Origin of the sequence: Lentibacillus sp. (assembly GCF_035301925.1) — a bacterium.
Taxonomy (GTDB): Bacteria; Bacillota; Bacilli; order Bacillales; family Amphibacillaceae; genus Lentibacillus.
This window is the reverse complement of the sequence record NZ_DATGTI010000094.1, coordinates 1-11,220: the sequence shown is the minus strand read 5'-3', so window position 1 is coordinate 11,220 and position 11,220 is coordinate 1. Positions and strand designations below refer to the sequence as shown.

Annotated in this window: 6 protein-coding genes and 1 pseudogene; all 7 read right to left on the bottom strand. The window is 46.5% G+C overall.

The window, feature by feature from the left end:
- A partial coding sequence (locus VK080_RS16025; RefSeq protein WP_414672233.1) for an FIMAH domain-containing protein occupies positions 1-243 on the bottom strand: 243 nt, incomplete at its 3' end.
- Positions 244-261: 18 nt separating this feature from the next.
- Positions 262-1,515 (bottom strand): annotated as a pseudogene (locus tag VK080_RS08355) (exo-beta-N-acetylmuramidase NamZ family protein); the annotation flags it as partial.
- A gap of 585 nt (positions 1,516-2,100) precedes the next feature.
- Complete coding sequence (locus VK080_RS08350) at positions 2,101-4,632, bottom strand: FIMAH domain-containing protein (RefSeq protein WP_324224312.1); 2,532 nt, start codon at positions 4,630-4,632, stop codon at positions 2,101-2,103.
- Between the two features lie 181 nt (positions 4,633-4,813).
- Positions 4,814-7,711, bottom strand: coding sequence for a glycoside hydrolase family 3 N-terminal domain-containing protein (locus VK080_RS08345; RefSeq protein ID WP_324224311.1), 2,898 nt, complete (start codon positions 7,709-7,711; stop codon positions 4,814-4,816).
- A gap of 110 nt (positions 7,712-7,821) precedes the next feature.
- Positions 7,822-8,406 carry a CalY family protein gene (locus tag VK080_RS08340; protein ID WP_324224310.1) on the bottom strand — a complete coding sequence of 195 codons (585 nt, stop codon included), beginning with the start codon at positions 8,404-8,406 and terminating at the stop codon, positions 7,822-7,824.
- A gap of 188 nt (positions 8,407-8,594) precedes the next feature.
- Positions 8,595-9,101, bottom strand: a complete 507-nt coding sequence (locus VK080_RS08335) for a hypothetical protein (protein ID WP_324224309.1) — start codon at positions 9,099-9,101, stop codon at positions 8,595-8,597.
- 59 nt (positions 9,102-9,160) lie between these two features.
- Entirely contained in the window at positions 9,161-11,197 is a 2,037-nt protein-coding gene (locus tag VK080_RS08330) for a glycoside hydrolase family 3 protein (RefSeq protein WP_324224308.1), read from the bottom strand.
- Between the last annotated feature and the right edge of the window lie 23 nt (positions 11,198-11,220).

The following is an 11,220-nucleotide window of genomic DNA, read 5'->3' as shown; positions in this document are numbered from 1 at the left end:
CCACTGTCCGATCATCGATTCTGTTTTGGCTTTCAGCGCCTCATACGCATCGTCTGAAATCTGTTCATTTTCCAGCTGTTGGTCTAGCAGCAGATGGAAGCTTTCGATATGTTTAGCGACTTTGTCAGCTGAATCACTTTGTTCAAAACGGTCCACAGCTGTTAAGTGCATTTTTAAGGCGCGGACAGCTTTATCACCGGCAAATGCCCCTTCTGCTTCAAACTGTTCTACCATGTCAGTCATCTCCTGTGCACTTGTCGTGTACAGTAGATAATCACGGCGAACATCTTTAAAATCTTCCAAACCTTCTTGCCAATTGTCGATGATCGCATCAACTGACGTACCATTTTCGATCTCTTCACGCACCCAACCATTGCCGATCAAATTGTCAAAAAATGATACACCCTCGCTGTTTTCGGCACGGAATTCAAACGCATCCGGGTACATGTCGTGAATTGTTTTGACGATGGTAAGCCCGGTTTTCACAGGCTGATAGGCCGAACTGTCAGTCACATGAATTTGAATGCCCCCGGACAGTTCACCAGCATGTTTTGAAAACTGTGGTATGAAATAGGCAGATCTGAATTGTACTCCAGGCAATCCGGTATCATTCAGTTGTTCTGCAAGATCGGTACCGTCAATAAAAGGCGCACCAATCAGTTCAAACGGTTTGGCCGTGCCACGACCTTCAGAAACATTCGTCCCCTCAATCAGCGCAGCACCCGGATAGACCATAGCTGTATCCAATGTCGGCATATTCGGTGACGGCAGTACCCATTCAAGCGGTATATCATCGTAATACATCGAGCGCTCCCATCCGTTCATTTCGACCACCGATAAATCTACTCCAATGTCAAACTCGTCGTTAAATAAAAGTGCTAACTCTCCAACCGTCATGCCGTGGCGAAGTGGAATCGGGTACAATCCGACAAACGATTCATAGTCAGGGTTAAGCACCGGCCCTTCCACGTTGACGCCGCCGATTGGATTCGGACGGTCAAGCACGATAAACTCGATGTCATTTTCCGCAGCGGCTTCCATCGCATAAGCCATCGTGTAAATATACGTGTAAAAACGCGTGCCGACATCCTGAATGTCAAACAGCAGAACATCAACATCTTCCAGCATTTCCGGTGTCGGTTTCCGCGTTTCACCATACAAACTGTAAACAGGCAGCCCTGTTCTTTCATCGATATAAAATTCAACATAGTCCCCGGCCTGTTCACTTCCACGGACACCGTGTTCAGGACCGTATAAGGAAACAAGATTAACATCCGGATGATTGTGCAGTGTATCGACAATACTGTTTAATTCCTGGTCAACACCTGTCGGATTCGTGATCAACCCGACATTTTTGTCTTGCAGCTGATCCAATTCTTCATTCAGCAGCACTTCAACACCAGGCGAAAAACTTTCCTGGTCATTCGAATTATTCTTACCAACACCGGCCACTGCTGCCGGTAATAATGCTAATAAAAAGACAGCTGCCAGCGTCACGATAGACCATCTTTTCATTGATTATCCCTCCATTTTTATATTTTGCTGCTAGAATCGGCGAGAGGGTAACCCTCACTTGCCGGGAATGCTATTGCATGGGTATGACTCATCCTCGCATGAGTTGGAGCGGCTCTCGCAAGGGTTGGGGATGCCCCCGCACAAGTTTAGGATGTTCCCGCACGTTTTGATGCAGCTCTCGCTCGTTTCGGGGACGCTCCCGCTCGTTTCGATGCCGCTCTCGCTCGTTTCGGTGCTGCTCTCGCTCGTTTTGGGGACGCTCCCGCACAAGTTTGAGACGCTCTCGCTCGAGTTGGAGCCATTCTCGCACAAGTTTGAGACACTCTCGCACGAGTTGGCGCCACTCCCGCTCGAGTTAAGGCCGCTCCCGCACAAGTTTGAGACGCTCTCGCTCGAGTTGGAGACATCCTCGCTCGAGTTTGCGCCGCTCCCGCACGAGTTTGAGACGCTCTCGCACGAATTGGGACTGCTCTCGCACGTTTTGGTGCTACTCTTGCACGAGTTAACGGCGCCTTCGTTCTCAAGTTCAAGGCACTCTCTGACGCCTGCCACATAGAATCTTTATATGCTAAACATCCTATTAAACTACTCCCACTTCTCAATCAGAGCATCAGCATCATTCTTGAGGATGTTGTATGCCTTGTCAGAAATCAGATCGTTTTCTGCTTGATGATTGAGTAAATCTTTGAAACCGCTGACATGTTTAATCACCTTTTCAGCTGCTTCCTGTTCCTCGTAATGACTGACTGCTTTCAAATGAACGCTTAAAGAACGAGCCACGTCGGCATCCTCAAATGCCCCATCATTGTCGTAGCGTTCAACACGTTGTTTCATGCCGTTCGCCGTCGTTAGAATCGTTTCCTCTCCTGGATAAATCGCATTGGAGAGCAATCTGTACAAATATTCCGGATGGGCTCTGAAGCCAACCTCCAGTCCCATTAATGTGACATTTTGATGGTTGCCTTTCATAACCACTGGCTGGCCTTGTGCCGCCTCAGAATTTTTCCAAAAACCCGCTTTGAAAAAGTCCTGATCAGCAAAGGACACTATGACTCTATCATTTTCGATATTGGTATACCAGACAGGGTTATAGACAAAGCCAATATCCTGTGCGTTATATCCGGCCGTCAGTGATGTATCCTTGTAATTCACTTTAACAACGCCGTTACTGTTCCGTGCACCGGTATTGATGTCGGCATCGGTTAATCCGAGTTCAGCAGCCTTGCTGGAAGCACTTGCACCGATCGCAATATACTTTCCGCCGTCATCCAGAAACTTACGGATGTTTTCCTTGTATGCGTCATTGTCATCTATTCCAGAGCCGTTTGCTACCAGCACATCATAATCATTTAATCCGTTTTCTGAAATCTGTTCAGGTTCAATTTCGTCGACTTCAAATCCGAGCTGTTCAAGTGCTGTTCGCGTGCCATGCTGACCACGATCTTTCAGGATGGCCACATTGACGTTATCCAGCTCTTTGGCATCTTCAGGTAATGATTCTGTTCTAACGGTGAGCCCGGATTCCTCTACAGCCTGACGCAGCATATCACCACCGCCGCTTTCAACATAAAAATGGCCGTTTTCTGCTTTATAAACCGGAAGATCATTCTGGAACAGCTCGTTAACAAGTGACACAGCTGCAACCGAACTGTTCGTCACTTTATACGGGCCTTCCCCAATTAAGCTGCCTTCGATATCGAGTTCTTCTGCTTCCTCAGCCGGGACATCAATTGATGAATCGGTCGGGATAGCAGCAAAACCCCATAATTCTGGTAAGTTCCACGCAGAAATATCATACATGGCACTTGCCTGGTCACTGATATCCTCGCCGTCCCATAGAATGGTATTGGCTAAACCAGCTTTGGGCTGGTCCATTGGTACAATAAATGTGCCTTCATCATATTGTTCACCGTCAACCGTAAATGGCGCTTCAGCTTTTTCTACCTCAACATCGTGCCTGAGAAGATTGTTAACAGCCTTTTGTGTTACGGTAGGATCTGTCTCATCAACGGGCAGCACATAGGCTTTCGGGAAAAATCCATCTTCATGTTCGGGATGGTCAAATTGGATTCCGCGCCTGAAGATTTCCAGCTGATTTTTAGTCATATCGATTTTGTTGTCCGACGCAAATTTCAGCGCGCCCATGACTGCATCATAGTGCCACTTGACACCATCCACACTATTATTTGGCGTTTCAAGCGTGTGACCATAGGCACCATGATACATGGCATACATCGGTGTGAAAATCGGCGGATAATCATCCCAGCCATCTTCAGCATCACGATATGGAATATGCGTGCCGTTCATATTTTGATAGAGTTCCGTTTCATAATCAGACTTGTTTTCCACAATTTCCGCTTCCATCGCTTCAGCCTGATCCAAGGCGTACTCCAGGTATAAACCATGTTCGTAGTTGGGATTATGCGGACCTGTTGTTGGCTCAATCAGGCCAGGACTTTCTTCAGACCTGATCACGAATCCATGTAAATCAAGAAAAACCATTGGATTCCATTCGGTTATTAAATCAACACTTGCAGCCGATTCCGGTTGTGACAATGTGACGTGGTCGCGGTTAAGATCAAACCCTTCGCCATTTTGTCTCGTTCCTAAAATGCGTCCATCTGGGTTATTAACGACATTGAAAACAAGAATATTGTTATCGAGTATATATTCCGTTGTGTCATCATCGTCATAGGCAAACCGGTCAATCAGCTGTAATACAGCATCAGTGCCTGGATATTCATCCCCATGGATTGAACCGTTAATCATAAACGGCACTTTAAAATCAGGATTTTCTTCAATTAAGTCTTTAGCCTCTTCCGGATTTTCGATCATGTCTTCCCGCATCATTTTAATTTCCTCAAGATCATCTTCCGGCTCGGAAATGACTACCTTGTAAAGGTCATGTCCTAATGCGGATTGACCGTTCACCTCAACCGATACACGATCACTTTCTTCTTCATGTTGTTCAAGGATAGGGTAGATGTCTTCATATGGAACCGGATTATATGGTGTTTCTTCTGCCTGTATGGTTCCTGATACGGGCACAATAGCCGTGGCAGCTAACATAAACGCAAAGAATAGCATATATAAAAATGGTCTTTTTATTGGATGCATTGTCAATCTCCTTTCTCTGTCCAATCGGGAATCCAGTTGAGTCATGATCTCTAGGGCATCAGGGATAAGGCAGAATAGCTATTAACCGCAGATTGCCTGCAAATCTATCAATCAGTTTTCGGCAGAGAAGCAGCCGTTCTTATATTTTTTTAATACAAAGGAACGGCTGCCCGTTTTCACATTAACCAGCGATCGCTTCTGTCTCCTCTTCCTGTTCAAGGGCAACATCAGAAACAGCAGAATTGATCAAGTCTCCAACCATTTGAATTTTTTCAGGGCTAACCCGGTCAATGGTGTCTCCAGAGGAATGATACCAAGGTTCGATACCAGCTTCTCCGGGTTCAGTCCCCGGCTCCATCCAGATGAACAGTGCAGCATCAATCCCCTCTTGATGGAACCAAACGTGATCAGATCTGCCTAATTGATGCAGCGTCAATCGCTCGTCATCCAGTCCTATTCTTTCGGCAGCTAAATCAATAGACGCCGATACTGCATTTGCTTCACCATCAACAGTGGTGACGTGAAGCTGGGAAGCCGGTTCCCAAGCCGTGCCAACCATATCCAGGTTAAAATTGGCGGCGCTTCTATTAATCTCGTCATCTGTTAATTGACTGACATAATATTGCGACCCCAAAAGACCAGCCTCTTCCGCACCAAATGCGACGAAACGGATTTCTTTATCTGCCGGCTTGTCCTTCATCACATTGGCTAATTCAAGAAGTGCTCCCGTTCCCGATCCATTATCGTTTGCACCTGGGGATCCGGGTACACTATCATAATGTGCTGTCACATACACAATTTCGGGATCCTCAACGCGCTCAGCTTCTTTGACAGCTATCACGTTTTGTGATTGTTCACCGCCGTAAATATCAAATGGTTGTGTGGAAACGTCGTAGCCCAGTTTTTCAAATTCGTCTTTTATATACGCTGCAGCTTCCTGTTCTCCCTCTTCCCCGGCAACGCGCGGACCGATTTCTTCACTTAAATGCTGGAGATGGGCCATCGCCCGCTCAGAATCAAAAGTAAACGTTTCCCATTTCGCAATTAACGCATCAGCTTGAGACTGGAGCAGGTTATAGGCTTCAGCCGAAATCAGCTCGTTATTTTGCTGATGATCAAGCAAATCGTTAAAGCCTTGCATATGTTTAATGACTTTTTCATCGGCTTCCTGGTCTTCATAATGGCTGACAGCGTCCAGGTGGCGCATTAGAGCACGTGGTGCCGTATCGCTTGCAAACGCACCTTCATCCTCAAGCTGACCAACTAGTGTTTTAATATCTTCAGCACTTTCAGGCGGAGCCGCTTCGTAATCTTCCCCATGGCCAAAATCATAGTGGCCTTCAATGGTGACCGGAAGTTTTCCGCTCGGGTCAGCGCCATAAATGACATCGACAGCCGCTTCCCATGCAACCGGCACTGCCGACCCCCATCGTTCGATCGCATACGTTGCGATGTGTGCATCAACGTCAGGGTATTCTTTAATGTCATATGGCAGGCCTAAAGATATCGACGCAACCGGTTTTTCTGTTTCAGCCAAAGCATTGACCAATTGGCCCTGCCCTTCAGCAAGTTCACCGGCAGAGAACGTTGAAACGATGATCCGATCTGCTTCTTCAGCTTGCTGCACTGCTTCATCAATGTCACTGTCAGAAGGGTCTTCGGAAGTAACATAATAATCAACGTCCCCATTCGTTTTCGCCTGAACGTCATCAGCGATCGCTTCAATGTAATTACTTTGGTTGTATATTTCCGGACCAACAACAAACGTTGATTCATCGGATTCAGAATCAAAAGGCAGCGTATCGTCATTTTTCACAAGCGTCATGGAGTCCTGGGCCATACTTTCTGCCAATGCCTTATGGGCTTGCGTATTCACGACATCTGTCGCTTCATCCGGATCGACATAACGATTGTCAAACAGCCCATACATGACTTTCTTTGCTAAAATGCGCTCAACGGATGCGTCAACGCGCTCCTGTGACAGTTCACCAGATTCATAGGCTGACAGAAGTGCTTCAAATGTTTCTTTCTGTTCATTAAGTGTTCCGGTAGCCATGACAATATCGGCACCTGCCTGAATGGTCATCACGGCTGCCTCACCTGCGCCCCAATTATCTTTAATCGCCTGCATGGACATCGCATCTGTCACGATAAGCCCGTCAAAGCCCATCTCTTCACGCAGCAGTCCAGTCAAAACGTCTTCAGACAATGTGGCCGGCAGTTCCGGATCAATGGCTTCAATAATGACATGCGACGTCATAATCGAATCAGCACCAGCATCGATGGCTGCTTGAAATGGCGGAAGATGGACCTCTTCCAGTGTCTCCCGGTCATACGTAACGGAAGGCAGGTCAAGATGTGAATCTTCACTCGTATCACCATGCCCCGGAAAATGTTTTGGCGTCGATAGTACGCCGTTTTCCTGATAGCCTCTCACTTGTGCAACCGTCATGTCGGAAACAAGCTCCGTATTTTCGCCAAATGACCGGACACCAATCACCGGATTATTTGGATTGGTGTTGACATCCGCAAGCGGGGAATAATTCCAGTTAAAACCTGTCGCTTTCATTTCCTCCGCTGTGACGCCCGCCATTTCTTCAGCCGCTTCCAAATCTCTTGTCGCAGCAATTCCCATTTGGCGCGGAAACGCTGTTGCATCGGTGACATGCTGATTGACACCATATTCAAGATCCGCCGTTGAAAATAACGGGATACTCATAGGTGTTTCTGCTGCCCATTCCTGGAGCTGATTGTTATACTCAGCCGTGGTACTGGCATCGCGGTTGCCGTAAATAATAACAGAACCCGCTTTGTATTCCTGAATCAGCTCTTTTGTATCTTCATTCGGCATGTTCTGGTCGTTATCATGGGTGGACGGCATCACGAGCTGCCCGATTTTTTCTTCAGGCGTCATTTGTGCCATCGTTTGTTGTATCATCTGCTGTTCCGCATCATTCAAGGCATCAGCGGGTTTTGGGGTTTTCAGTGTCGACGGTGTTTGTGCCAAAGCCGTGACTGGCGTTGTAAAGAGAAGAACGAACACGAACATGTAACTTAGTAGTCGAGCCCATTTCTTCATTTTCAGTCTCCTCTCAATGAATGTTTAATGACTAATCGAGCTTGATGGAAGAAAAAGCTGGCCATAATGGACTGTCATGGTTTATGGCACAGCTTTCGTAAAGTCAATCGTTATTCTTCTTCACCCGACGCTTGTTGTGCATTAAATGTCCACTCCAGCTCTAAAGAATCGCCCTGGAATTGGTTCTGATCTTCGCCGTTATCGATGAAGTTGAACTTAACAACCAGATCATCGAGCGACCCCGGCTCAAGCCCGTCCTCAAGCAGCGGATCAAAAACATGTTCATTGACCGCTTCAGGTGACATGTTTTGCAGTTCGGCTAATGTTGTTTGATAAATCACTTCATCCAGCTTGTCAGCGTTGTATAAAAATTCGACTTCAATATGCTCCCCAAAGTCACCTGTGTTGTCACCTTCCGCATCTGTTACGGCATAATCAGTCTCCAACAGAACCTTGTCGATCGCCAGCGACCCGTTATTTTGCAGTTCAAAATCGCGGGTCATGGAATCCCCTGGCTGGATATTGTCGACTTCAATCAATTGTGTCGGCTCTACCGCCAGATCAAGCGTTCCGGCCGCAAACGTATTGTTCGTGGTCTCACTGTCGCTGAAATAAGCGTACGTCCCGCCTCCGATTAACGATAAACCGAGCGCTGCGGTCATAACGCCCATCCCTAACTGCTTTTTAATTCCCATTTAATTGCCTCCTCTATATTTTTCCCTGACAAGCAGGGTGATTTATTTAAATGCCTCATAGAATGGGTATCTATGGGCATTTCAAGCGGTTTAAAGTTTTTCCGGCGAAGAGGGTCCGCCTCTTCCCCAGATGCTCCAATCGATCACCATTAGCACGATACATCAAATAAAAGAAACGTCGTAATGTGCTAGTCACTTTCATGATCTTTTACATCATCACGCCGGTCTGTCTCTGGCGCCGTTGTTACGTCTGACGTTTTTTCGCCATTCGTTTCGGAAGCTTTCGATTCCTCCTCACCATCCGTTTCTCCTTCTACTTCTTTACTGTCTGTTTTTGGGGAGGCGTCTGATTTTTCGTCTTCCCCGGTTTGATTTGCCGCTTCCTCTGTTTCATCTGCTGCGTTCTGTTCAGAAGATGACGTTTCATTTTTCTGCTTGTCCTGCTCATCACGCTGTTGTTGTTTTCCTTTCTCAGGGTCTGAATCCCCTTCAGCAGCTTCCTTTGGCCCTTCACCAAAATCATCAGCTGCTGAAATAGATATGTCGGCGTTTTCAAAATCGCTGAAACCGGCACTTGTTGGCGACGTCAGCAGAAAAGCGATGCCAAATAATAAATAAGCAGCGGCAAACATTTGAAAAACCACGCTTGCATACTTCTTTTTCAGATTCGGTCCTGTTGAACCATGGTTTTTCATACGATAAACACCTTCCCAAGTCAAAATAAGTTTGATCTGCTTTCGTCATGTGACAACTTCTATTGTTCCGTCGACCACTTCTCAATTAATTGATCTGTTTCAGTCATCAGGTAGCTATGCGCTTTCGCCGTGATCATCTCATTCTCTTTGTGATGATCGAGCAATTGCTTGAAACTTTCCATATGCTTAACGACTTTCTCTGCCAAATCTTTTTTCTCATAATGGCTTACGGACGTCAGGTGAATATCTATGGATCTTGCCGTACGATCATCCTCAATTTCTCCCTCTTCCATAAGGGTTTCAGCGAGTGTCTTCATACCGTCGGCGTTCTGTGGGGTGTCCACATAATCCAACCCGTGCCCATAGTCATACAAGTCCGGGATCGTCACCGGAAGCTTCCCGAATGGATTGACATCACCAGCGATAACGTTTGCCAGTGCCTTTACCGACACATCCTGGAAACCGTATGTTGTTAAATAACCATCTACTTCCGGGAAAACCATGAGGTCATACGGGTTCCGGATGGCTGCCACAGTAACCGGTTTGCCGGTTGCCTCAATCTCATGCACCAGCTGCTCCTGTGCTTCATTTGTGTTGGCAGTATACGTCGTGACAATGATTTTTTCCGCTTCTTCAGCATTCGCGACAGCTTCATCGATTTCCTGATCAGTCGGGCTTGTTCCCGTTGCCAAACTGTTCGCTTCTATCCCTTTCTCATTTAACTCATCAGCAAGCAAATCTGGTTTCGCTGATGATGGACCGGTAATGAATACATCATCGTCACCATTCAGCGGTAATATGTCATTGTCATTTTTGACAAGCGTGATGCTTCTGTTGGCGATTTCGTCTGCCGTCTGCAAATGATCGCCCATACCGATGTTTTCGATCGCGTCCGAATCAGTATACGGATTGTCAAAAAGGCCCTTGTCCATTTTTGCCTCTAAAATACGGTAGACTGACTCATCTACTCTTTCCTCACTGATTTCCCCGCTTTCGACAGCTTCCATCATGCTGTTATAAGCCAATTCAACATCAGGCGGGTTTAACAGAACATCGTTTCCAGCTTTGAACGCTTCAATGGCAACACGATCTTCCGGTACAACATTTGCACCTGACATGCCGAGACTGTCAGTGATAATTAATCCTTCAAAACCCATCTCTTCACGCAATAAATCGGTAAGAATCGGTTTTGACAGTGTTGCCGGGAGTCCGGAATCATCCAGAGCCGGTACAACAATATGAGCTGTCATAATTGAATCAATGCCCGCTTCAATTGCTGCTTTAAAAGGCTTTAAATCCACTTCATGCAGTGTCTCCAGATCATGATTGATAATCGGCAGCCCGTAATGGGAATCAACATCGGTATCACCATGACCGGGAAAGTGTTTCGCTGATGCGATCACGTTTTCTTCCTGATATGCATTTACCTGTGCAACAGTCAGACGCGACACCAAATCAGGATTTTCACCAAAAGACCGGACACCGATAACCGGATTTGCCGGGTTGATATTGACGTCTGCAACAGGGGCATAGTTCATGTTAATCCCAAGACTGCTCAGTTCCTTGCCCAGAATACCGGCAGATTCAGCTGCATACGACTCGGAACGTGTCGCACCAAGCGCCATATTGCCCGGAAAGACAGTGCCAGGGCTTGTCACCCTTTGGACAATCCCTCCCTCCTGATCGGTTGAAATAAAGAGAGGAATTTCGGAATCCTGATCCATTGCAATCTCCTGCAGGCCGTTTGAAAGCGCATTTACTTGTTCGGTATCGATGGGCGTTCCGATATTATCGGTCCAGTTAAAATAAATCACGCCACCGATATGATAATTTTCGATGACTTCTTTGAAATTTTTCCCTCCGCGGTTATTATCTAAATTGATTTGCTCATAATCCGGGTCGGTCGGTGTCTTTCCATAAACATGGACGACAAATAACTGTCCGATTTTTTCCGCTAACGTCATGTCATTCATCTTTTGACGGATCCAATCTTCTTTTACATCCCCACCCTCACTGTCAGCAGATGTGTAAGCAGGGAAGATAAGCGCCAAAACCAACAGAAAAGAAAGAATTGACAACAAATGACGATTTTTCATTTAACCCCTCCCATGTGATAGGT

Coding starts and splice junctions, on each gene's coding strand:
- VK080_RS08345 (WP_324224311.1), bottom strand. CDS start 7,711: ATGAAGAAATGGGCTCGACTACTAAGTTACATGTTCGTGTTCGTTCTT.
- VK080_RS08330 (WP_324224308.1), bottom strand. CDS start 11,197: ATGAAAAATCGTCATTTGTTGTCAATTCTTTCTTTTCTGTTGGTTTTG.
- VK080_RS08340 (WP_324224310.1), bottom strand. CDS start 8,406: ATGGGAATTAAAAAGCAGTTAGGGATGGGCGTTATGACCGCAGCGCTC.
- VK080_RS08335 (WP_324224309.1), bottom strand. CDS start 9,101: ATGAAAAACCATGGTTCAACAGGACCGAATCTGAAAAAGAAGTATGCA.
- VK080_RS08350 (WP_324224312.1), bottom strand. CDS start 4,632: ATGCATCCAATAAAAAGACCATTTTTATATATGCTATTCTTTGCGTTT.